The sequence below is a fragment of the Geobacillus sp. FSL W8-0026 genome (assembly GCF_037966255.1).
In the GTDB taxonomy this organism is placed as follows: Bacteria; Bacillota; Bacilli; order Bacillales; family Anoxybacillaceae; genus Geobacillus; species Geobacillus icigianus.
Map to the genome: position 1 here is coordinate 2933111 of NZ_CP150194.1, position 23492 is coordinate 2956602.

A 23492-nucleotide genomic window follows, 5' to 3' on the forward strand; every position below is an offset into this window, starting at 1 on the left:
CTTATCGATTCAATGCGTCATAGTCGTCTTGGGAAGCCGGCCGCCACATTTGCGTGACCCCGGTTTTCTCAAGCGCCTTGGCCAACGAGACAGCGAACGCGCCGGCAATCACGATGGCACCGATAAAGCGCGCCAGCAAAAAGAGCGCCATGTTCCATGGGGCGAGCGCGTCAATGTAGCCTTTGTAAAAGTCCATGATGAGCGAACCGACCGTCGCGCCGACCGCGCTTAGCGAGACGACGAACACGTCAAACCGCCGATAGCGGAACGCCGCAAACACAAGCTCGGCAAACAACCCTTGAACAAATCCATAAATGAGCACTTCAAGCCCCCATTGCGACCCCATGATCAGCTCGCCGGACGAAGCCGCCGTTTCGGCAAGCAGCGCCACCCCGGGCTTGCGGATGAGCAAATAGGCGAGCGATGAGGCGATAAACCACATCCCATACATCAATTGATCGGCATGGAAGCCAAACACTTTCACCATATCGTACAGCGGCCCCCATACTTTGTAAATCACCCCGAACACAATCGCAATCACAATCGTTGTTAAAATGTCGGCCAGCTTCAACCCTTTTGCCTTCCGTTCCATCTCAATGTCCCTCCTTTGTTCGTTTTGCCCACGTCAACGGCTTGCCGCCAGCCGCGCAGACGGCCAGCGTTCGAGCCGGTACGCCATGTCCCAAAATTCATACTCATATTCGCTGCTGATTAAGAAATGCTGCTCCATCCGGGAGCGCTCCTCCTCGGTGACCGCCTCAGCGATGGCATCCAAGCGCGCGATCTGTTCTTCGACAAGCGAACGGAACCAGTCGGAACTGTATGTGCCAATCCATTTTTCGTAAATCGGATCGTTCGGCTGGCACGTTTTTAAGCGTTCACCGATTTCATAGTACAGCCAATAGCAAGGCAAAATGGCGGCGATGACATCGCCTAAGTGCCCTTCGTACGCCGCCCGGTACATATGCGAAGTATACGCGTACGCCGTCGGCGCGGGAACGAATGCTGCCCGCTCCGCTTCCGTAATGTTAAGCAGCTCAGCGAACGTTTCATGCAGCGACAACTCCGCCTCGCAGGTGCTCTGCGCGTGATGGGCGAGCCGGGCGGTCGCGGCCAGATCCGGCGCCTTGGCGGCTCCGAGCGCCTGCACACGGGCAAAATGGCGCAAGTAATACGCATCTTGCATCACATAATAACGGAATTTTTCACGCTCAAGCGTTCCTTGGCCGAGCTCCTGAACGAACGGATGGCGAAAGCTCGCCTGCCAGATCGGGTCGGCCGCTGCGCGCACTCGCTTGGCAAAAGACATGGTTTCTCCCCCTTTTTCATCGAAATAAAAACGCCGCTTCCTTTACGGATCGGCGTAAAGAAAGCGGCGTGGGCTCACCGTTTGGCTAGGCAAAAAGGACATAGCCCGCCTTCGTGCAGCTCCTCCACTTCCCTACGCTGGCATTACCCAGATCAGGTGCTAAGGGTCTCAAAGGTACACTTTGATCTCAGCCTTTCTAAAGGCCCCCCTAGTGGATCGCAATGATGCTATTTCCTTGTTTACATTTATCATATCACGGCCGTTCCCGTTGTCAACCGTTTTTTCCGGCCAACGTTGCGTCGGCCACCGCCATTCGCTATGATAAAAGCGCAACGATTGACTACCGGATAGGAGTGAACAGAGTGGCAAACGTCATTTTGAAACGGCAGCGAAAAAAACGGCTTGAACAAGGCCATCCATGGATTTTCCAAAGCGAAGTCGACCGCATCGAAGGCGACATCACGCCGGGCGACTTCGTTGACGTTTATAACCACCAAGGCTATTGGCTGGCGAAAGGGTACATCAACCCCGCCTCGCAAATCATCGTCCGTGTGCTGACGCAAAACCCCGATGACGAATTGGATGAGCGCTTTTTTGTCGAGCGCATTCGCCAAGCGTGGGCGTATCGTGAGCGGATGATCCCCGGCGTTCGCTCCTGCCGCGCCATCTACGGCGAAGCCGATTTTCTGCCGGGGCTGATCGTCGACAAATACGAAGAAATCCTTGTCGTGCAAATATTGACGCTTGGAATGGAGCGGCGCAAAGACTGGATTTTACGCGGCTTGCTGGAAGTGTTTTCCCCCAAAGCCGTCTATTTGCGCAACGATGTGTCCGTTCGCGAGCTTGAAGGGCTCAAACAAGAAAAAGGCTTTTGGTATCAACAAGCGGAAACCGAGGTCGTGATCGAAGAAAACGGCGTTCAATACATCGTCGATATTGAAAACGGCCAAAAAACCGGCTTTTTCTTCGATCAGCGGCAAAACCGCGCCGCGCTCCGCCCGCTGATCGGTCCGGAAACGACTGTGCTCGATTGCTTCACCCATACCGGGTCGTTCATGTTGAACGCCTGCCTGTACGGCGCGAAACATGCCACCGCTGTCGATATTTCCGAACACGCTATCGAGACGGCGAAACGCAATGCGGCCTTAAACGGCTTTACAAACATCGACTTTGTCGTCGCCAACGCCTTCGACTATTTGCGCGAATCCGTGCGCGCCGGCCGACAGTGGGATGTCGTCATCATCGACCCGCCCGCGTTCGCCAAATCGGCCTATGCCGTTCCAAAGGCGCTGCGCGGCTATAAGGATATTAATTTAAACGGGCTCAAACTCGTCAAAGACGGCGGCTTTTTTGTCACTTCGAGCTGCTCATACCACGTCCGCCCGCACCTGTTTCAAGAGATGATCGCCGCTGCGGCGTTTGACGCCAAAAAAGTGCTCCGCCAAGTGTATTGGGGCGGCGCCGGCTACGATCATCCAAAACTGCTCGCCGCTGAAGAAGGAGATTATTTAAAATTCGCTATTTACGAAGTCCGCTCCCGGCGATAACGATATCAGTGTCATTTTATTTTCCGCAGCATTGTTCGCTCTTCTTGTCACCGTGCCTGCTTGTCAGGTGATCAAGACGGGACATGGAGAGCGGAATTTCTTTATTACGAACAATAGCCTTCTCCGAAACGAGCTTCCTCCTCATAGCCCAGCTCACAGACTGAGCACAGGGGTTGGGGGGAAACGAGGCAGCACCTAGAAGGCTGGTGATTTAGTGCAAAATACTACTGATTCCATCCGTTTCTCAATTAGAGAAGCCTTGCAAAATCAAGTTTCTTTTCTGAATGAAAATGCCGCCGATTCGTGTGTGACAGCGATTTTTCACCGGCCTTCGAGAAGGCTGGTGATTTAAGGGGGCAAGCCGCTGATCAAACCCGTTTCTCAGATGGATCAGCCTAGTCGCATCAGGAGCGCCTTTCATGCTCAAGAGAAACAACCGTTTTTCACCAGCCTCCTAGAAACCGTTGCTCCCCTCGGCGCCCCTTCCCTACGCCTTGTTTCCTTGGCGCGGCGGAAACGGCTGCTCTTTGCGCAGCACAACCAAATAAACGAACATCGAAACGAGCACGGAACAAGCCGCTGATAAGTAAATGGCCGGATAACCAAACCAATGGCTGATCTGGCCGAACACCATCGCCCCAATGCCAACTCCTAAATCAAAAAACGAGAAAAACGTCGCGTTCGCCATCCCTTTCCGATGAACAGGCGCCCGCTCCACCGACCACGCCTGCAGCCCCGGCTGCACCATGCCAAACCCAAAGCCGTACAGCACCGCCGCAGCCAATAACGCCCATTCCCCCGGCAGCCAAGCGAGCAACAGCATCGCCAACAAAATGAGCCCGGTACCGGGGAGAAAGACAGCCCGATGCCCTTTCCGGTCATACCACTGACCGGCGAACGTCCGCGTTACCATTAAAGCGAGCGCGTAAAGCAAAAAATATAGCTGCAAGCCGCCGATGTTTTTTTGCGCCGTATACAAAGGCAAAAAGGAAGCGATGCCGCCAAAGGTCACCGTTAAAAAGAAAAGCAGCACGGATGGAATCAAAGCCGTCTTTTCGTAAAGATCCCATTTGCTTTCCTTTTGGCCATGCTTGGCCTCCGCTTTTTTATATGTAATCGCCGCGGCAAAGGCCAAAGAAGCCACACCAAGCGCCGCACAAATCAGAAATAAGCGGTTGAACGGAATAGAGGCCGCCAACGCAAGTCCAAGCGACGGGCCAAAGGCGAGGGCGATATTTCCCGACAGCCCGTAATACCCCATCCCTTCCCCGCGGCGGCTCGCCGGAATGATATCGGTCGCTACCGTGCCGGATGCCGTTGTCGAAAACCCCCAGCCAATTCCTTGGATCACCCGCATGAAAAAGAGAAAGAAAATGCTCGAGATCAGACTGTAGGATCCGACAGAAATGACAAAAATGAGCAATCCGAGCAAAAACACAAACCGCCGTCCTTTCGTCTCCAGCGCATGGCCAGCGAAAGGCCGAACGACGAGCGCCGAAAAAGTAAAAATCCCAACAACGAGGCCAATGAGCTGATCATTGCCACCTAAATGCTCGACAAAAAGCGGGATGGTCGGCAGCGTCATTTGAAATCCGAGGAAAACAAAAAAGTTGGCGAGGCAAATGAACAGGAAATTGCGCGTCCAAATTTTCTCTTTCTGCTCCGTCACCACCGGTTGTTGTTGCGCACCCATATCTCTCCCCTTCCTATCTTTCGTATCCCTCAATATTTGTCAGTATAACATACTGGATGCGTTTGTGTAAGCGAAATGATTGATTCCTTTCTGTTTTCGAAAAAGGCGGAGAAAAACCGCGCTTCCCCTGATCGCCATCGGGAAGCGTGTGAAAAATGAAGCCGATGCCATAAGGGGTTTCCGCTTTGAAAAACGATGCAGGGAACGTGTATGCGCTCGGTGATCACAGCCTTCTAAAAGGGCGGAGAAAAGCTCCCTTGCTTGACCAATGAGGAACATAGGAAAAGATGAACCGATGTGACCAAACTTTTCAGTTGGCGAAACGATATTGCTAAGCGCCCCATTCCTTGACATCCCCTTTCCCCGAAAAAAACAAAAAGGATCTGCGGAAAAACAGATCCTAAACAACGGCTAAACGGATAAAGGCCGCTCCATCCTAGGACGAAAGGTGCGTAAAAACAGATCCTAAACAACGGCTAAACCGTTGATCCGAACCCATTACGTTTCCTTGCTTGCCATTGCAGGTGCCGGCCGCAAACGCCTCACAACGCTTTGAATCCAACGAACCAAAATGAGGCCTCCGTTCCTTCGACCGCAGCGGCGTTTTACCATCCTTTCCGTTGGCGCAACGCCAAAATTTGCGCCGTATGATGCTTCCCATGCCATGCATACAACGCCGTCAATACGTAAAGCGGCATCTCCTTCGCCGCTCCTTCCGGCCGAATGGTGCGGTGAAAATCGGCTTCGGTCATCGCTTCCAGCAGCGCTGCCCACCGAGCGTGAAGCCCGTCAAGCAATACGAGCGAAGGTTCGATAGCCAGCGAGCGCGCCTCCGCCGTTTTAGCCCATTCGCTTTCGGCAAATGGTTTTACCAGCGGGTGTTCCTCCGTCAGCCCCCATTTCGTGCGCAAAAACGCGTTCATGCTCGCGTCGGCCAAATGGTGAACGACTTGGGCGATCGTCCACCCGCCGTCGCGGTAGGGAGTGTTCAACTGCTCTTCATTCAATCCGCTCACCGCCTCCCGCAAAGCACCGGGGTGTTCACGGATCGCTTTGATCCACTCTTCTACCTCTTGGCCGCAAAATGCCGCCGGCGGTTGAAACGTTCCGATAGGATAACGGATCGGGTCGATGGTCGTCATCTTTCTCCTCTCCTTTCTATGATGCCGGTGATTTAAGGAAACAGGCCGCTTACCAGCCTCGTTTCTCAAACAGAAAAGCCCTGTCGCATCCGGATCGCCTTTCACACGCTCCCCCATGTTCAAGAGAAACAACCGTTTTTCACCAGCCTTATAGACATCCATTCGACGCCGACCGAACCAATTCCTTCTCATTCTTTCCAGAGATAAACCCGCGCTTCATACGGCTTCATCATAAAACGAGTGGCGTTTTTATGCGGCCGAACCGGATAATTGCTCAGCGCCAAATGGTCCGATTGGAGGCGAATCGGGTCATAACGATACAGAGCCGGCCGCTCCGACAAGTTGACAATGACAAGCGCTCGCTCGCTGCCAAGCGTCCTTGTATATGCATAAATCGAACGGTGATGTTCCAGCAGCAAATCATACGTTCCGTAAACAAGCAGTTCATGTTGTTTACGAAGCTCGATCATTCGCCGGTAAAACGACCAGACCGAATGGGGATCGCGCCGTTCGGCTTCGACATTGATCGTCCGATAATTATCGTTCACCTGAATCCACGGGGTGCCCGTGGTGAATCCAGCGTTCGGCTCGGCAGACCATTGCATCGGTGTGCGTGAATTGTCGCGACCTGTTTTCCAAATCGTGCGCATGATCTCGTCATGAGCGCGCCCCTTGGCCCGCTCCTGTTCATACATCCGCAAAATCGCGACATCGCGATAATCGTGAATATGAGGAAACTGAACATTGGTCATGCCAATTTCTTGGCCTTGATAAATGAACGGCGTTCCTTGCATGAAAAAGTACAGCGCGCCGAGCGCCTTCGCGCTTTCCGCCCAATACTCGCGGTCATTCCCCCATGTCGACACGGAGCGGGGCACATCGTGATTTTCCAAAAAGAGCGCATTCCAGCCCCGGTTTTCCAGCCCTTTTTGCCACTTCGTCAATGTTCGCTTCAACCGCCGAACATCGATCGATCCATCAGCTTGGCGTTGCCATAACCCTAAATGTTCAAACTGAAAAATCATATTGAACACACCATGCTCTTCTCCGACCCATTGTTCGGCTTCCTCAACCGTCACGCCGTTCGCTTCCCCAACGGTCATTACATCATAATGTGCAAACGTTTGCTCCTTGAGCTCTCGCAAATAGTCCATAATCCCCGGCTGATTCATATGGCCGGCAAACGACGGCACGTATTTCAGCCCTTTCGGATTCGGCAAATCGGGAAGCCCTGGTTTTTTCTTAATATGGGAAATGGCATCGACGCGGAAACCATCGATCCCTTTCTCCAACCACCAATTGACCATGTCATACAGCGCCCGACGCACCTCATCGTTTTCCCAATTCAAATCCGGCTGCTTGACATCGAAAATGTGCAAATAATACTGTCCCGTTTGTTCATCGTATTGCCATGCCGAGCCGCCGAAGATGCTCTCCCAATTGTTCGGCTCGCGCCCGTCTTTGCCGTCGCGCCAAATATACCAATCGCGCTTCGGGCTGTTCCGCGATGAGCGCGATTCGATGAACCACGGGTGCTCATCGCTCGTATGGTTGATGACCAAATCCAAAATGATTTTCAACCCGCGCCGATGGGCTTCGGCGAGCAGCTCATCAAAGTCGGCCATCGTTCCGAATTCATCCATAATCGCTTGATAATCGCTAATATCATATCCATTATCGGCATTCGGCGAGCGGTAAATCGGGCAAATCCAAATAATGTCGACCCCAAGCTCGACAAGATAATCGAGCTTCTCAATGATGCCGCGAAGATCGCCAATGCCGTCGCCGTTGGAATCCATAAAACTGCGCGGATAAATTTGATAGGCGACGCCCTCTTTCCACCACGTTTTCTTCAAGGCTGCTCCTCCTTTGTGCACACGTTTTCACTATTAACTGTACAACACATCTCCGCCGTGCACAACTCTCTTTTCCAAAAAAACAGCCGCTTGGCGAGAGCAGACCGACTCCCGCCAAGCGGACGACGTTTTCCCATTTCATCGCCGAGCAGCCAAACGTTCCTCATAAAGCAAAGCCCGCCAAGGACGTTCTCACGCCCGAAGACCGCCCATAACGACTCCATATGAGCGATGCCATTTAGGAGCGGCAACACCATCGTCGCCTCTCCGACATACGGTTTGGCATCAGCGATCGCGCCGGTCAAATGATAGGCTTTGCTTGCAAACACGACAACGTCAAACGGTCCATCGGCCTCCCCCGCAACGATCAGTTTGGGTCTCAACACAGCGTCACCGTGCACGCTACGGATGACAAGCCCCCGTTCTTCCAACTCTCGTTTTCTCCTCTCGCGAACAAGAAAGGCAACATCCACCCCTTTTTCCAGCAGCCGTCCGCCGAAATAGCCGCCGACAGCCCCCGCTCCAACAACGAGAACGCGCATCGTATCCCTCACTCCTTCCTTCCCCAAGCGATCTCGTAGCCTGCCGCACGTCCATGGAAACGCCATGACCGTTGTCAAGAAGAAAAAAGGAAGAAGAGGACGTGCCTCTTCTTCCTTCGAGGCCGCTAGCAGCAGCGCGACACTTTGCCGCCTTTGGCATTGTAGCGCGCCTCTTGCGCCTCGCAGAAAAACTCTTTTCGCGACTTGATCGGCTCGCCAGGATGATGGGTTTTCATATGTTCGACATATTTTTCATAGCTTGGCACGCCGACAAGCAAATCTAGAAACTGGCGGCGATAAGCCAAAACGTTTTTCAGCCATTTAGGCATAGTGCTTCGCTCCCTCTCCGTCGCGCGGCACGTACGGCGCTTCTTTGAGCGGCACGTGTTTGTTTTGCAGCACCTTGATCCAAATATTGAGCGCGGAAATCAGCATAGCAATGACAACGAGCATGAAAATCGCGCACAATGTCGCATCAATGTAGTCGTTCATAATAATTTGCCGCATTTGCGCCTCATTCGTTGCCGGCGCTAACATTTTGCCTTGGCTCAAGCTGTCTTGGAACAGTTTCGCATGCGACAAGAAACCAATTTTGACATTTTCATGGAACAGTTTTTGATACCCGGCCGTCAGCGTGACGACAAGCAGCCACGTCGTCGGCACGAGCGTCACCCAGACATACGCTTTTTTCCCCATTTTAAACAGCACCGTCGTAGCAAACAGCAAAGCGATGCCGGCCAACATTTGGTTGGCGATGCCAAACAGCGGCCAGAGCGTGTTGATGCCGCCGAGTGGGTCGACGACGCCTTGGTACAGGAAGTAACCCCACGCCAGTACGCAAAGGGTCGTGGCGATCAAGTTCGAGACGAGCGAATCCGTTTTGCCGAGCGGTTTGTAGAACGTCCCCATAATGTCTTGGATCATGAAACGGCCGACGCGCGTGCCAGCGTCAATGGTCGTCAAGATGAACAGCGCTTCGAACAAAATCGCAAAGTGGTACCAGAACGCCATGAGCGTCTTGCCGCCGATGACGCTTGATAAAATGTGCGCCATCCCGATCGCCAACGTCGGCGCCCCGCCCGTGCGCGACAACACCGTTTGCTCGCCGACGTCTTTCGCCAGCTGCGCAAGCATATCCGGCGTGACGGTGAATCCCCATGACGATACCACTTTTGCCGCCTGCGCCACATCGGTTCCGATCACAGCCGCCGGGCTGTTGATGGCAAAATAGGCTCCCGGCGTCAAGACGCAAGCTGCCACCATCGCCATCACCGCCACGAACGACTCCATCAGCATCGCGCCGTAGCCGATCGGGCGCGCATGGCTTTCCCGCTCAATCATCTTCGGCGTTGTGCCGGACGACACGAGCGCGTGGAATCCAGACACCGCGCCGCAAGCGATCGTAATGAACAAGAACGGGAACAGATTGCCGGCAAACACCGGTCCGGTGCCATCGATAAATTTCGTCACTGCCGGCATTTGCAAATCCGGCATCACAACGAAAATGCCGAGCGCCAGACCAATGATCGTGCCAATTTTCAAAAACGTGCTCAAATAGTCGCGCGGCGCCAACAAGAGCCACACCGGCAAAGCCGAGGCAACAAAGCCATAAATGATCATTAAGATGGCGATCGTTTCCCCTTTTAACGTGAACATGGCGGAAAGCGTCGGATGCTCCGCGACATATTGCCCCGCTACAATCGATACAATGAGCAGCACAAATCCACCAAGCGATGCCTCCGCGACGCGTCCCGGACGGATGAAGCGCATGTAAATGCCCATCAAAATCGCAATCGGAATCGTCGCAGCGATCGTAAACATCCCCCACGGGCTTCCGACAAGCGCTTTCACAACCACGAGCGCCAACACCGCCAATAAAATAATCATAATGCCCAAAATGCCAAACGCAGCGATAAGCCCCGTGACCGGCCCCATTTCTTCCTTAATCATTTCGCCGAGCGACTTCCCGTTGCGGCGCATCGAAGCAAACAAAATGACAAAGTCTTGCACCGCTCCGCCAAGAACGACGCCAATGACAATCCAAAGCGTTCCCGGCAAATACCCCATCTGCGCGGCCAAAATCGGCCCGACAAGCGGCCCGGCGCCGGCGATGGCGGCGAAGTGATGCCCGAACAACACCCATTTGTTGGTCGGAACATAGTCTTTTCCGTCATTGAACACTTCCGCCGGCGTTTTCCGGCTATCATCGAGACCAAACACGTTGCGGGCGATAAACCGGCTGTAAAAGCGATAGGCGACCGCATACGTACAAACGGCAGCGACAATCAGCCACATGGCGTTGACCGATTCGCCGCGGCTTAAAGCCAAAATGGCGAACCCTACGGCCCCTAGAACCGAAGTCAGGCCCCATAACAAAATCGATTTCAGCCCCTTCACACGTTTTCCCCCTTTGATGCAATTAAAATTCTCCCCATTCTCATTATATTCATTATTCTGAAAAATTGGAAGAAGTTTTTCCCGTACACATGACCTATTTGGCCTAATAGGCAAGGATCTTCATTCCACTATTGCAAAAAAGCATAAAATAGAAAAGGAAAGCGAAAAATGTAATTGCGCGCCTCTGGACTGATCCTTCTGCTTTCGCTCGCTCTTCCTTGTTCTGCTTCATCGCGAAACAACCAACGCAGCGGTCACAAAACATTATTTTAGCAAAGGGTCGAGAAAGTGAAAGCCATCGAAGCATTGTTATGGAGCATCGCCTTGCCCGGTTTCGGGCAACTGTTAAACAAAAAGTATGTCAAAGGAATCGCCATGATTTTTTTAGAGCTGCTCATTAACACGCAATCGCGGTTTAACGAAGCCATTCGGCTCAGCTTTTTAGGGCGCACCAATGAAGCGGCGGCCATGGTTGACATCGGCTGGCTCATGTTTTATCCTTGCTTGTACTTTTTTGCGATGTGGGACGCGTTTAAGGATGCCGGCGGCGGCCAAACACCGTATTCGTTTTTGCCGTTTGTTTTCTCCGCTTACTTTGTGACCGTCGGTTTAATGTATTCGTTCGATGTCAAAGTTGCGGGCATCTTTTTCGGGCCGATTTGGCTGCCCATTTTATCAGTCATTCCTGGATGGGCCGTTGGACGATTGCTGCAAGTCGTTCTGTTGAAATGGTGGCGGCCGTCTACTCGATAATCGCTCCATCAGAAAAGCCGCCAATCATTCGTTGGCGGCTTTGGGCTGCGGTTCTTTGGCAGTTTTTTGTTTTTTCCACGTTCCAAAGGCAATGACAGCGACAACGACGAGCAACTCAAACCCGTATTTGATCACAGGGTTGGCAAAGTACTCTTTCAAAAACGGCTCGCCAACGATCATTTTCGCCGCCGTCCAAGCAAGGACACCAGCGCCGATCGTAATGATGATCGGGAAGCGCTCAATCCATTTTAAAATGAGCGTACTGCCCCACACCATGATCGGAACAGAAATGAGCAGCCCAAGGACAACAAGGAGAAAACTTCCATGAGCGGCACCGGCGACCGCCAACACGTTATCAAGCCCCATCAACGCATCGGCGATAATGATCGTGCGGATCGCCCCCCATAAACTTCCCCCGGCTTCGACATCGTCGTGGCTTTTTCCCTCGATCAGCAGCTTATACGCGATCCAGACAAGCAGCACACCACCGACTAGCAAAAGGCCCGGAATTTTCAACAGCCAGAGGACAAACATCGTCGCCAACGCCCGAATGACGACGGCGCCGGCCGTCCCCCACACCACCGCCTTCTTCTGTTGGTGCTTCGGCAAATTGCGGGCCGCGAGTCCGATGACAATCGCATTATCTCCTGCCAGCAAAAGGTCAATGATGATAATCGACAGCAACGCGGCCCAAAACTCAGGTGAAACCCATTCCATCTGTATCCTTCCTCCCCTACAATTGATATTTTTCTCTTAAGGAAGCAGGAGCGATCGCGATGATGCGCTGCAAAACGAACAGCAAAACAGCGAAATCATCGATCCAACCCACTACTGCCAGCCAATCGGGAATGAGGTCAAACGGCAGCGCCACATACAACAGCAGCAGGCCGATGGAAAACACTTTTTTTCGTATCGGCACTTCGCGCGACGTAAAAAACTCCACCAAAAACGGAAGAAACCGACGGATTCGAACCACTAAGCGAAGCCGCTTCCAAACGTTGCGCATTCCATCCCCTCCATCTCTTTCTTTTCGGAGCCACTCCCCGTCCATTTTCGTTTACGATTATCTTCCCCCTTTCGTTTCCGCCCATGAAAAAAGACCTTTACCATGGCTGGTAAAGGTCTTAAACAAAAACAGACCTTTACCGCCGCAGGTAAAGGTCTCGCTAACAACGTCACCGTTGCCAACAAAGCCGAGGGCGAGAACCGCGCCCTGAACTGACGACTTTGCTGTTAAAGCTACTCCCCTTTAACAAAACGATATCGCGTTGTCTAATTTTATCATAATCGACATTGATACGACCTGTCAATCCATTTGTGCCGAAACATCCCGCAAAAAGGCGATGTTTCCGCACCGATCAAGCGCCAACATGGCGATGTGCGTTTGCCGCCCCCGTTTGTCGCCTTACTGCCCAGCGGTGAATTTCAGCCCTATCATCCCGATGAGAATCAATAATAAAAAGAGGATCCGCGGCGCGTTGACAGGTTCATCCGCTAGTGTGGGCGATCGGCGGCAAACTATGCATGAACGAAAAAATGGTATTTACTCGTTTACGTGCCCATCTTTCAAACCAGCCCAAAACGCAGCAACGATCGACAGAGCGACGATGATCATCGGCGCATACATGAGCAAAAATGTTTCCATCATCCTTTCCCTCCTTCCCATTTTCCTTTCACGTATGCCTTGTTAAACAAAAAGAGACGCATAAGCAAATAAAGTGACGGAATTAACAACAATAGACCAGCAAGAAACGCAACGATCAACGCCATAGCCATCGTCTCATTCGTAAACCCGTCATAAATGGTCAAATACGGGTATAGCAAATACGGATAATGTGAAATGCCATAGGCGTAAAAGGCGAACGCGTATTGAAACAACAACGCAATAAACGCCCAGCCGAACCGCCGTTGCCGCCAAAGCAGCCAAACGGTCATGACAAAAAACAAAAAGGAAATGACCAGCATCCACGCCACGTTCCATAGGTTGGCGTAATGTTCGGGATTATGGTAGCGGAGCTGATAAATAATGAGCAGCGCTGACAACATCGTCGGCCCGCTCCAAAGAAGAGCGTAGCGGCGCAACAGCGCCCGCGCCCGTTCATCCTTGGCCGCGTCCGCATAATACGTTAAGAAAACGGCAGAAATGTAAAGAACGCTCGTCACGCTTAACAGCACAATGCTCCATGACAACGGGCTTGCAAACAGCTTCCCATAATCAAGCGCAACAGCTGAGGCGCCTGCCTCTACAAACCCGCCTTCGGAAATCGTCAACACGATAGACAGCGAGGCCGGGATCAACAGCCCTGTCAATCCATAAGCGATTAAATACCAGTTCCGTTCCGTCCCCCCATACGTATGAAACGCGTAGTACGAGCCGCGAATAGCTAACAAAATGATCGAGATGCTCGCCGGGACAAGCAAAATAGAACCGTAATAATACGCCGTTTTCGGAAAAAAGCCGACCATGCCGACAAAGAAAAAGACAAGAAAGACGTTCGTCACTTCCCAGACAGGGGAAAGATAGCGCTGAATGATGCGGTGCAAAAGATGCTGTTTGTTTGCCCAATGACTATAGGCGCTAAAAAACCCAGCCCCGAAATCAATCGAAGCAACGAGAATGTACCCAAACAAAAACAGCCATAACACCGAGATGCCAATGACTTCGAGCGTCATGGCGCCACCTCCCCGTTATTGGCCCGCTCTGCCAGCTCCCGTTCAACCGGGTTGCGGCGGAACATACGGACGAGCACTGTTGCGCTTGCAATTACTAACACCATATACAAAAGGCAAAACAACACAAGCATCGTATCAACATGCGCAGACGATGTCGCTCCTTCCGCCGTTTTCATATAGCCGCGCAACATCCACGGCTGCCGCCCGACTTCCGCTAAGTACCATCCCGCCTCAATCGCGACCATCGCCAGCGGCCCTCCCGCCACCAGCAGTCCAAAAAACCATTTTTTTACTGTCCATTTCCAGCGAAACATCGATCCGAGCCAATACGCGGCTGCGACCACCATTAAAAACACCCCGATCGTGACCATCACATCGAATAAATAATGAATGGATAGCGGCGGACGCTCATCTTCCGGAATATCATTCAACCCAGTCACAACCGCCGCGGGATGGTTATGAGCCAAAATGCTAAGGGCGTATGGAATTTCCAAGGCATATTTCACCTTCCCGTCTTCTCCAAGCGCACCGAACAGGATCAACGGTGCATGGGAGCCCGTTTCAAAATGCCATTCGGCGGCCGCCAGCTTTTCCGGCTGGTATTCGGCTAAAAATTTGCCCGATAAGTCACCAACCAATGCACTGGCTACCGAAAAAATAAACGCCGTTTTCATCGTTAAATGAAGCGCCTTGCGATGATAAATGTGACGATTGCCTTTCCATAAATGCCAAGCGGCGAGCGAAGCAAGCACGAATGCTGACGTCATATACGCCGTCGCCAGCACATGGGCGACTTTCGTCGGCATCGCTGGGTTGAACATCGCCGCGATCGGATCGATGTTGACAAGCTCGCCGTTTTTCACCTCAAACCCTTGCGGCGTATTCATAAAGGCATTCACTATCGTAATAAACATCGCTGATGCCGAAGAGCCGATCGCCACCGGGATAAGCAAAAGCAAATGTTTTTTCTGATTTTCAAACCGATCCCATGTATACAAATAAATACCGAGGAAAATCGCTTCAAAAAAGAAGGCGAACGTCTCCATAAACAGCGGCAAGCTGATCACTTGGCCAGCCAGCTGCATAAAGTTCGGCCATAAAAGCGACAGCTGCAAACCGATCGCGGTTCCTGTCACCACGCCGACCGCTACGGTGATGACAAAGCCGCGCGTCCAGCGGCGAGCGAGCAAAATGTAATGCATATCGTTTTTGCGAATCCCAATCCATTGGGCAATCGCGATCATCAGCGGAACTCCAACACCGATCGTGGCATAAATGATATGAATCGTCAGCGTCAATTCCGTCAAAATACGGCTAAGCAGCACCGGATCGTAGCCGTTCACGATTTATCCCCCCTTACGAAAACAAACGGCCAATCAAGGAAAGCAAGACAACAGCTGCAACAGCAAAGCTAACGAACGCAAGCGTTTTTTCGTGTCGCTTCCACATATCCATCCTCCCGACAAACCATCAATGAATAAAGACTTTGTGATAAGTTTCACAAAATCATCTACTGCTTATTATTTCATAAAATGATGGGCACTGTATGAACTAATTTCGAATAATTTGTGTCGTTTTTCACATATTCATCGTGACAAACAAAAAAGCAGGATGCCCCTGCCTTTGTCACAAATATTTTCGATGCACCGTCTTCCCGTCATACGTAAACAACATCGACTTTTCCTCGACGACCGTCTCCATATGAACTGGACGGCCCCACAACTGATAAAGGTACGGGAGCACCTTTTCCAAATACTTCAGATCGAGTTCGATCCCTTCATACCAATGTTTTAAATACAACTCGCCGTTGCGCATATAATCGCCGTCATTGACCGTGATATACGGGAATCCGCCGTTGACTCGCATGCTGACGAGTTGATCGCGGATAGGCTCCCAGTTTTTGTCGACGATTTTATATTCTTTTCCTTGTTTCTGGAACAAATACATATCTTCGCGCATGACGAGCTCTTTCGTCAAATAGTTGCGCAGAAACGAAATGTCCGACTCCAGTTCGCGCACTTCAAAAATTTTCGCCCGCCCCGACCCCGGCTTGACGCCGTATTTTTTCATCTCTTCGGTCGGGTTGTTCCAACGCTCTTCAATGTCTTCGAAAATTTTCAACCCTAAATAGTACGGGTTAATGCCGGTGCGCGACGGCTGCACGACGTTGGCGTTCAGTTTCGCAAATTCAATCGCCTCATCGCTCGTCAAGTCCATCTCGCGCAAAATGCGCTGATGCCAATACGTCGCCCAGCCTTCGTTCATGATTTTCGTCTCGAGCTGCGGCCAGAAATACAACATTTCTTCGCGCATCATCGTCAAAATGTCGCGCTGCCAGTCCTCCAGCTCACGGCTGTATTCTTCAATGAACAACAGCACATCTTTTTCCGGCTGCGGCGGAAACTTGCGCCGTTTTTTGCGCGGCGGCGTTTTTGGCTTGTTTCGCTCATCAAGCGACCAGAGATCGTCATACGGCGTTGGCGTTTTCGCCTCCTCTTCTTCTTCATACACTTCCGTATCTTCCCACGTCCACGACAGCTTCGGACGCAAGAGCGAGGGATCGATATGCTCTTGAATCGCCAAGACAGCGTCTAAAAATTTCTCCACTTCCAGTTTTCCGTATTGATGTTCGTAATGCTTGATTCGCTCTGCTGTCGCCGCCATGCTTTCCACCATATCGCGCTTTGTGTTGCTGAAGCGGACGTTGTTTTTGAAAAAGTCGCTATGCGCCAACACATGGGCGACGATCAGTTTGTTTTGGATCAGCGTATTCGTATCAAGCAAAAACGCGTAGCAAGGGTCCGAGTTGATGACGAGTTCGTAAATTTTGCTTAACCCTAAGTCGTAATGAAGTTTCATTTTGTAAAACTGTTTGCCAAAGCTCCAATGGGAAAATCGCGTTGGCATGCCGTAGGCGCCAAACGTGTAAATAATGTCCGCCGGGCAAATTTCATAGCGCATTGGATAAAAATCAAGGCCAAATCCTTCGGCAATTTCCGTAATCTCCGCAATCGCCCGCTCCAGCTCTTTCAGCTCGTCCTGCCGCATCCAATCCCCCCTTTTCTTCTTACCACAATGTATGAGGGAAACGGCGGTTTGATACGTTCGATCGTTTGGCATGAACGCGCAGCGCCCCATTTTCATTTGGGGACCGTTGGCTTATAATGGTCATATACAAGAAATTGCGGCAAAGCGTGGTGGTTATTTGCAACATTATTTGCACCATCTCATCGACCATTTCGGCTATATCGGCATTATGATCGCGCTCATGCTCGGCATCGTTGGGCTGCCGATTCCTGATGAATTGCTGCTGACTTATGCCGGCTACCGCGTATCGACCGGTTCGTTTTCCTATCCGCTCACTTTCCTTTTTTGCTGGCTTGGCGCCGTTATAGGCATCTCGCTCAGCTACACGCTCGGGATTACGCTTGGGTTACCGTTTTTACACCGATTTGGTCCTAAGCTCCATGTGACGGAAAAACGGCTCGAGCAAACGAAAGCGCTGTTTGCGAAACTCGGTCCAACTGTCCTGTTTATTTGCTATTTCATCCCCGGCGTTCGGCATCTGGCCGCTTTTTGGGCCGGGACGAACGCCTACCAATGGCGGAAGTTTGCCCTATTTGCCTACAGCGGAGCCATGGTGTGGGTGGCGGTGTTTTTGACGATCGGCGCTTATTTTGAAAGCCGCTGGACGGCCGTCAAACAATACCTCCACGCCTATCGCCCGTTTTTTCTTCTCGCCTTCGTGATCGCTTTCAGCTTCGTCCTCTTCTGGTGGTGGGCGCAACAAAAACGAAAAACACCGGACTGAACGCCGGTGTTTTTCGTTTTTCGGCTCCTGCTATACGTGTTTAGTCGAATCACGGCGATACGTCTCCATGAGCAGACCGATGAACAAGCCGAACCCGAACATCACCATCGAAGCGCCGATAATTCCAAGGCTGACAATGGTAAGGAAAAAGTCTTTGTTGTAAGCGTTTGCGATAAAACTGAGCAAAAAAAGCGCTGTTCCGACCGTTAAGCCGACGGACGCCATCCATTTGCACATGTTGGTCATTTGTTGTCCTTCATGTCGTTGATTCATTCTCATCATCCCCTTACTTAGAGGATACTATTCTTGTCACAAAATTGCAATATTTTCTTTTCTTTTTTCTCCTCCGTTTCGGGTATAATTTATATTTTACCTTCTGTCACAACATTTACAGGGCAACAAAAACGGAGGGCGTCATACACTAACAATGACTCCTTCCCGATAAAGGAGGCATGCCGCTTGAACACCGTCGACTACGATAAGGCGCTCTATTACACACATCGCTCGGAATGGGATAATTTGCTGATTTTAATGGTGCGCACGCCCGATGATATGCTATCCAAAAAAATCGAAAAGTTCCTTCACGCTTATAATTTCGAGCATGATTACTCGATCATTCAAGAGCGGCTCCACGCTCTGTTGCGCTACATCGATCATGCCCTTGAAGTCAGCGAACAACAAACGGGGACGGAGGCGTACGCCCATTTTTACTCCTAAAGCAAGCGGGGAATTGGTTTTTCGTCCAATTCCCCCGCCGCTGTTTGTCCGCCCGTTACGGAGCGTAAGAAGGCGACACCGCGCGCAAGACGTCGTGCACTCGCCGCATGACGGCACCCGTCAGCGCGGCCAACTTCTCCTCGCTGTCTTGGAGCGATGTCCCTTTCACACCAAAGTACGCTTTCATTTTCGGTTCCGTCCCTGACGGACGCAAACAAAACCACGAGCCATCCTCCAATACGTATTTCAACACGTTCGAAGCCGGAAGGGTGAGCGCCGTTTTCTCTCCGGTGACTGTGTTTGTCCGCTCCCTTGTTTTGTAATCCTCGATCACCGTCACCTTTTTCTCCGCGACCTCCACCGGCGGCTGCTGCCGGAACGAAGCCAAAATCGCGGCGATCGCCTCCGCTCCTTCTTTCCCCTTTAACGTGAGCGATTGTTGCCCTTCACGATAGTAGCCGTATTTGGCAAACAATTGAAGAAGCCCTTCATACAACGACAGCCCTTGCTGCTTGTAAAAGGCGCACACTTCCGCCGCCAGAACAGCCGCCTGCACGGCATCTTTATCGCGAACGAAGTCGCCGATCAAATACCCGTAGCTTTCTTCATACCCGAACTGGAACACATACTGTCCCGTCTGTTCGTATTCCTTGATTTTTTCCCCGATGAATTTGAACCCGGTCAGCGTATCGACCGTCTCCAAACCGAACGAGGCGGCGATCGCCCGCCCAAACTCGGACGTAACAATCGTCTTTAAGACGACCCCATTGGGTGGAAGCAACCCCTTTTCTTTGCGCTGCGACAGTAAATAATGAAGCAGCAGCGCACCCGTTTGGTTGCCGGTTAAGACGATGTACTCCCCTTCCCCATTTTTTACCGCAATACCGAGCCGATCCGCGTCCGGATCAGTGGCGATGAGCAGATCGGCGTTCACTTGTTCGCCAAGCTCGATCGCCATGGCAAACGCTGCATGCTCTTCCGGATTGGGCGAAGCGACGGTTGAAAAGTTCGGATCCGGCTGTTCTTGCTCCTTGACGACAAAGACGTTTTGGTAACCGAGCTCGGCGAGCGCGCGACGCACCGGCTTGTTTGCCGTGCCGTGAAGGGGCGTAAACACGATCGTCATCTTTGTTTCTTTGGCCAGCTCCGGATGCAGCGAAATCGTTTTGACAGCGTCAATGTACGCGTCATCGATTTCTTTGCCGATAATCCGAATCAGTCCTTTTTGCTTTAATACTTCCTCATCCTCAACACAAACAGCGAGCTCATTCTCGACTTCATTGACATAACGGATGACCTCATCGGCGACAGCGGGCGGCAATTGTCCGCCGTCTTCGCCGTACACTTTATAGCCGTTGTATTCCGGCGGATTATGACTCGCGGTGATGACGATGCCGGCAAACGCCCGCAAGTGCCGAACGGCAAACGACAGCTCCGGCGTCGGGCGCAATTCGTCAAACACATACGCTTGAATGCCGTTTGTGGCCAACGTTTTCGCCGCCTCCATCGCGAATTCCGGCGATTGATGCCGCGAATCATAAGCGATCACGACACCGCGCCGCTTCGCTTCATCGCCAAACGATTGTATGTATCGGGCCAATCCTTCCGATGCTTTCCGGACCGTATAGATGTTCATGCGATTCGTTCCGGGGCCAAGTTCCCCGCGCATGCCGCCGGTGCCAAACTCGAGATTTTTGTAAAAGCAATCTTCAAGCCACCGTTCATCGTCGCGACGCTGCTCTAGGCGTTGCCGCAATTCCGGATGCAACTGCGGTTCGCGGAGCCACTGTTCGTATTTTTGTCTCCATTCCATCCATTTTCCCTCCCGTTTTTCTTTCTCCTGTTTATGTATTCGTTCCCATCATACAATATACCTGCCAAAAGGAAAAGGATGCCTCGACAATAAAGGCATCCTTTTTCTACGGCTATCCTTGTGGCTGCGACGGCTCAGAAATGTTGGTCAACGCTTGTTCCGCCGCTTCATTTGAAGCGCTGTTCGTCGCGATGTCCCCTAAAGCAACGATGCCTTGAAGCTGGTTGTTTTCAACGATCGGCAAGCGACGAACTTGATGCTGCGCCATGACGTTAGCGGCATCTTGAACACTCATGTTCGGCGTGCCGGTGACGACTTGATTCGTCATCACCTCAGCGACTTTGACGGTCGCCGGGTTTTTCCCTTGGGACGATACGCGCAGCGTAATGTCGCGGTCGGTGATCATCCCTTTCACTTGCCCGTTTTCCACAACCGGAAGCGCGCCGATATTTTTTTGGCTCATAATTTGCGCTGCTTCTTGCACCGTTTGATTCGGCGAAATGGTCGCGACGTTTTTCGTCATAATGTCTTGCACTTTCGTTCCGCTGTTGTTCGTCAATGTGATCCTCCCCTTTCACCGATTAGTTTGGCTCGTTTGCCGAACGATATAGGTAGAAAATAATGCCGTTCTACCCTTTCTTGTTGATGGACGCGTCGATTTCGGTCGATTATAATGAAGCTGAGCCGCAATCGCAAAGGAAAAGGTGAACGGCATTTCTTGCGCGCGAACGAAAGAAGGTGAACGGGAGTGAAAAAGGAGACACGCGCGGAAAACTTGCTGCTGGCCGCTTGGGTGACAGCGCTGGTCGCCACGCTAGGGAGTTTGTATTTTTCCGAAGTGCTCGGCTTTATTCCGTGCGACTTATGTTGGTTTCAGCGCATATTCATGTATCCGCAAGTCATCATTTTAGGGATCGCCATCGTCCGCAAGGAGTTTTCCACCGCCCGTTACAGTTTGGCGTTATCGGTGATCGGTGGCTTGATTTCGCTCTATCATTACGCTTTACAAAAAATACCTTTTTTTCAGCATTACGCCATCCAATGCGGCCGCATCCCGTGCACAGGGCAATACATGAACTGGCTAGGTTTCATTACCATCCCGTTTCTGGCCCTTACCGCTTTTTTGATCATCGCATTGCTAAGCGTTGCCGTGATGCGCCAGCAAAAAAGGAGGAACAACGTTTGAAAAAACTGGTGATCTGGGGTGGGTTGATCGCTATTTTGTTTGCTGTTATTGCTTGGATGACAAAGCTGGAGCAAAAAGAAGAAGCAGAAGGAAATCCATTCCATAAAAGCCGTTTGCATCCGGCCACCGTCGATCAGCTTGATGACCCAAACTACCGCAACATCGTTTTGCCCGCCGAGCTCAAACGGGAGTTGGCCGCGGGCAAGTCGCTGACCGTCTACTTTTACAGCCCGTTATGTCCGCATTGCCAGCGGACGACTCCCATTGTCGTACCGTTGGCCAAACAACTCGGCATTGATTTGCAACTGTTCAACTTGCTTGAATTCGAAGAAGGTTGGGACGACTACCGCATTGAAGCGACCCCGACGATCGTCCACTACGAGGGCGGCAAAGAGACGAAGCGAATCGAAGGGTACCATGATGAGCAAACGTTCCGTGAGTTTTTCTCCTCCATTTCCCGGTCAAAATAAAGAGGAGCTGCGCCTTTCGGCTAAGCTCCTTGTCCGTTTACATCACCCACTCGCTGGCCGCAGGAACGTACTGGCTGCACGGGAACGCGCGCTTTTTGGCGAATTGGTTCGCGTGGAAAGGGAACGTGATGCCATAGCGGGCCAAAATGGTTTGATTGCGGACAAACAACCATTCATACGGCTCGCATTTCCCTCGCTCCCCGATCCACTCGATCACCGTAATGAGCGACTGCAATGCCGAGATGATGTGGAACGCTTCCTTCATCGTCCCGTTGTATGTAACACGCTCGTGGTCCAGCGAAAGAATGCCCCATTCCTCGAATTGCCGGATTTGTTCGTCATCAAAGTAATAAGGGAAAATCCCGCTGTAAAAGTAGTTGAGCAAATAATGCATGTAGTTTTCTTGCTCTGGAGTTACCGCATACATCATTTTCAACGTTCATCCCACCTTTTCTCGCCGCCATGCTTGCGTTTTCCATCGTTCAGACGGATACTATGAGTGTATCATATTCGCTGCGGGGATTGAGGTAGAAAGTGTTTCCACGACTACAGGGAACTGGGAGGTGCGACAACGTTTGTGGAAACGAAAAGGGGACTGGCTCGAATGCATGATCCCGCGTTTCTGGAGCGGGTTGACCATTGAACAGTTGCTGAAAGAGGTATGGGCTGCCTCGAAAAAACTCGCCCATCGGTGGCGAATGGAACAGGGAGTCAAACTGAACGGCCAAGCGGTTTCATGGCGGACGGAACTGAAAGAGCGCGACCGCCTGCAGCTTTACGCCTACGAACCGGAGCCGTCTTTTCTCATTCCAGAATACCGGGAGCTTTCCGTGTTATGGGAGGACGACCATTTGCTCGTCTTGAACAAGGAAGCCGGCCTAGACGTTCATCCGTCCAAACCGGGACAGACAGGCACGCTCGCCAACGCTGTTGCTTTTTATTTGCAATCGCAAGGAATCTTGACCAAAGTCCGCCATATCCATCGGCTTGACCGCGACACCTCCGGAGCGATTTTATTTGCCAAACATCCGCTTGCCGGAGCGACGCTCGATCGACTGCTCGCCCGCCGCGCCATTAAGCGGACGTACGTCGCCCTTGTTCACGGCCATTTGTCGCCAACATCGGGGACCATTTCCGCCCCAATCGGCCGCGACCGCCATCATCCGACGCGCCGGCGCGTCTCAAAAACCGGAGCCGTGGCGGTGACCCACTATCGCGTGCTCAAAACGTTACCGTCGACCTCGCTCGTTGAGCTGAGCCTCGACACCGGGCGGACGCACCAAATTCGCGTCCATTTGGCGCATCTTGGCCACCCGCTTGTCGGCGACGTGCTGTATGGCGGTCAGCCATCGTTCCATCGCCATGCGCTCCATGCTGTTAAACTGACATTCCGCCACCCGTTTACCAACGAAGAAGTCGTTTGCCTCGCGCCGACGAGCGACTTTCCGGTTGATCTCTCGCCCCTCGCTCGCGAATAGAGCGGTGAAAAAGCGGCGATGGGACCTCACCGCCGGCGGATGCCATAAAACGAGAGCCGCTCCCCAAAGCGTTCACAAATTGAGGGGAACGGCGAAGCAGCTCTT

The 23492-nt window shown here is 52.0% G+C and carries 23 protein-coding genes, 1 pseudogene and 1 riboswitch; of the genes and pseudogenes, 7 read left to right on the plus strand and 17 right to left on the minus strand.

The features are described from left to right. Position 1 precedes the first annotated feature (1 nt). Positions 2 to 592: an ECF transporter S component gene (locus NST29_RS14680; RefSeq protein ID WP_339232344.1), complete on the minus strand. Its 591-nt coding sequence runs from the start codon at positions 590 to 592 to the stop codon at positions 2 to 4. A 33-nt stretch (positions 593 to 625) separates the two neighbouring features. Further along, a complete protein-coding gene (tenA, locus tag NST29_RS14685; protein WP_144972971.1) occupies positions 626 to 1309 on the minus strand; it encodes a thiaminase II in 684 nt (227 codons plus the stop codon). Between the two features lie 112 nt (positions 1310 to 1421). Further along, a riboswitch (TPP riboswitch) is annotated at positions 1422 to 1529 on the minus strand. Between the two features lie 142 nt (positions 1530 to 1671). On the opposite strand from tenA, the gene NST29_RS14690 reads away from it, so the two are divergent. Continuing rightward, the gene (locus NST29_RS14690; protein ID WP_339232345.1) at positions 1672 to 2856 is read left to right on the plus strand and encodes a class I SAM-dependent rRNA methyltransferase; all 1185 of its coding nucleotides are present in this window, start codon (positions 1672 to 1674) and stop codon (positions 2854 to 2856) included. A 487-nt stretch (positions 2857 to 3343) separates the two neighbouring features. Here the strand turns inward: NST29_RS14690 and NST29_RS14695 are convergent, their stop codons facing one another. The 6 genes and pseudogenes from NST29_RS14695 to NST29_RS14720 all read right to left on the minus strand — a co-directional run bounded on the left by NST29_RS14695 (position 3344) and on the right by NST29_RS14720 (position 10486). Further along, positions 3344 to 4549 (minus strand): MFS transporter, encoded by a 1206-nt coding sequence (locus NST29_RS14695; protein ID WP_339232346.1) that lies wholly within the window; start codon positions 4547 to 4549, stop codon positions 3344 to 3346. Positions 4550 to 5154: 605 nt separating this feature from the next. After that, a complete protein-coding gene (locus NST29_RS14700) occupies positions 5155 to 5691 on the minus strand; it encodes a YfiT family bacillithiol transferase (protein WP_339232349.1) in 537 nt (178 codons plus the stop codon). A 188-nt stretch (positions 5692 to 5879) separates the two neighbouring features. Next, the gene (locus NST29_RS14705) at positions 5880 to 7547 is read right to left on the minus strand and encodes an alpha-glucosidase (protein WP_339232352.1); all 1668 of its coding nucleotides are present in this window, start codon (positions 7545 to 7547) and stop codon (positions 5880 to 5882) included. Positions 7548 to 7711: 164 nt separating this feature from the next. Next, positions 7712 to 8089 (minus strand): annotated as a pseudogene (locus tag NST29_RS14710) (2-dehydropantoate 2-reductase N-terminal domain-containing protein); the annotation flags it as partial. Between the two features lie 125 nt (positions 8090 to 8214). Continuing rightward, positions 8215 to 8418 (minus strand): YbdD/YjiX family protein, encoded by a 204-nt coding sequence (locus NST29_RS14715; protein ID WP_033018677.1) that lies wholly within the window; start codon positions 8416 to 8418, stop codon positions 8215 to 8217. Next, positions 8411 to 10486, minus strand: coding sequence for a carbon starvation CstA family protein (locus tag NST29_RS14720; protein WP_339232353.1), 2076 nt, complete (start codon positions 10484 to 10486; stop codon positions 8411 to 8413). The genes NST29_RS14715 and NST29_RS14720 overlap by 8 nt, the downstream gene beginning before the upstream one ends. 288 nt (positions 10487 to 10774) lie before the next feature. Between NST29_RS14720 and NST29_RS14725 the strand changes: the two genes are divergently transcribed. Then, on the plus strand, positions 10775 to 11239 hold the full coding sequence (locus tag NST29_RS14725; RefSeq protein ID WP_061912282.1) for a hypothetical protein: 465 nt from the start codon (positions 10775 to 10777) through the stop codon (positions 11237 to 11239). A 24-nt stretch (positions 11240 to 11263) separates the two neighbouring features. On the opposite strand, the gene NST29_RS14730 is transcribed toward NST29_RS14725, so the two are convergent. The 5 genes from NST29_RS14730 to NST29_RS14750 form a co-directional block, all read right to left on the minus strand. Then, positions 11264 to 11956 (minus strand): TerC family protein, encoded by a 693-nt coding sequence (locus NST29_RS14730; RefSeq protein ID WP_033018681.1) that lies wholly within the window; start codon positions 11954 to 11956, stop codon positions 11264 to 11266. A 16-nt stretch (positions 11957 to 11972) separates the two neighbouring features. Continuing rightward, positions 11973 to 12245, minus strand: a complete 273-nt coding sequence (locus tag NST29_RS14735; protein WP_339232354.1) for a DUF1232 domain-containing protein — start codon at positions 12243 to 12245, stop codon at positions 11973 to 11975. Between the two features lie 638 nt (positions 12246 to 12883). Then, positions 12884 to 13912 (minus strand): cytochrome d ubiquinol oxidase subunit II, encoded by a 1029-nt coding sequence (locus NST29_RS14740; protein WP_033843198.1) that lies wholly within the window; start codon positions 13910 to 13912, stop codon positions 12884 to 12886. Continuing rightward, positions 13909 to 15255 carry a cytochrome ubiquinol oxidase subunit I gene (locus NST29_RS14745; protein WP_339232356.1) on the minus strand — a complete coding sequence of 449 codons (1347 nt, stop codon included), beginning with the start codon at positions 15253 to 15255 and terminating at the stop codon, positions 13909 to 13911. The genes NST29_RS14740 and NST29_RS14745 overlap by 4 nt, the downstream gene beginning before the upstream one ends. 283 nt (positions 15256 to 15538) lie before the next feature. After that, entirely contained in the window at positions 15539 to 16960 is a 1422-nt protein-coding gene (locus NST29_RS14750) for a SpoVR family protein (RefSeq protein ID WP_339232358.1), read from the minus strand. Positions 16961 to 17117: 157 nt separating this feature from the next. On the opposite strand from NST29_RS14750, the gene NST29_RS14755 reads away from it, so the two are divergent. Beyond that, on the plus strand, positions 17118 to 17723 hold the full coding sequence (locus tag NST29_RS14755) for a DedA family protein (RefSeq protein WP_033018768.1): 606 nt from the start codon (positions 17118 to 17120) through the stop codon (positions 17721 to 17723). Between the two features lie 30 nt (positions 17724 to 17753). Here the strand turns inward: NST29_RS14755 and NST29_RS14760 are convergent, their stop codons facing one another. Next, positions 17754 to 18002, minus strand: coding sequence for a hypothetical protein (locus tag NST29_RS14760; RefSeq protein ID WP_033018686.1), 249 nt, complete (start codon positions 18000 to 18002; stop codon positions 17754 to 17756). Between the two features lie 180 nt (positions 18003 to 18182). Between NST29_RS14760 and NST29_RS14765 the strand changes: the two genes are divergently transcribed. Then, positions 18183 to 18440, plus strand: coding sequence for a YhdB family protein (locus NST29_RS14765; protein ID WP_033018687.1), 258 nt, complete (start codon positions 18183 to 18185; stop codon positions 18438 to 18440). Between the two features lie 55 nt (positions 18441 to 18495). On the opposite strand, the gene NST29_RS14770 is transcribed toward NST29_RS14765, so the two are convergent. Continuing rightward, positions 18496 to 20253 carry a phospho-sugar mutase gene (locus NST29_RS14770; RefSeq protein ID WP_033018689.1) on the minus strand — a complete coding sequence of 586 codons (1758 nt, stop codon included), beginning with the start codon at positions 20251 to 20253 and terminating at the stop codon, positions 18496 to 18498. A gap of 112 nt (positions 20254 to 20365) precedes the next feature. Next, positions 20366 to 20812, minus strand: a complete 447-nt coding sequence (locus tag NST29_RS14775) for a CBS domain-containing protein (RefSeq protein WP_033018691.1) — start codon at positions 20810 to 20812, stop codon at positions 20366 to 20368. Positions 20813 to 21001: 189 nt separating this feature from the next. Here NST29_RS14775 and NST29_RS14780 point away from each other — a divergent pair, with 189 nt between their 5' ends. After that, positions 21002 to 21439 carry a disulfide oxidoreductase gene (locus NST29_RS14780; RefSeq protein WP_033018692.1) on the plus strand — a complete coding sequence of 146 codons (438 nt, stop codon included), beginning with the start codon at positions 21002 to 21004 and terminating at the stop codon, positions 21437 to 21439. Next, the gene (locus tag NST29_RS14785; RefSeq protein WP_033018694.1) at positions 21436 to 21909 is read left to right on the plus strand and encodes a thioredoxin family protein; all 474 of its coding nucleotides are present in this window, start codon (positions 21436 to 21438) and stop codon (positions 21907 to 21909) included. The genes NST29_RS14780 and NST29_RS14785 overlap by 4 nt, the downstream gene beginning before the upstream one ends. Positions 21910 to 21946: 37 nt before the next feature. Here the strand turns inward: NST29_RS14785 and NST29_RS14790 are convergent, their stop codons facing one another. Further along, a complete protein-coding gene (locus NST29_RS14790) occupies positions 21947 to 22345 on the minus strand; it encodes a YhcU family protein (protein WP_033018695.1) in 399 nt (132 codons plus the stop codon). Positions 22346 to 22484: 139 nt separating this feature from the next. On the opposite strand from NST29_RS14790, the gene NST29_RS14795 reads away from it, so the two are divergent. After that, on the plus strand, positions 22485 to 23387 hold the full coding sequence (locus NST29_RS14795; RefSeq protein ID WP_033018697.1) for an RluA family pseudouridine synthase: 903 nt from the start codon (positions 22485 to 22487) through the stop codon (positions 23385 to 23387). Positions 23388 to 23492 lie beyond the last annotated feature (105 nt).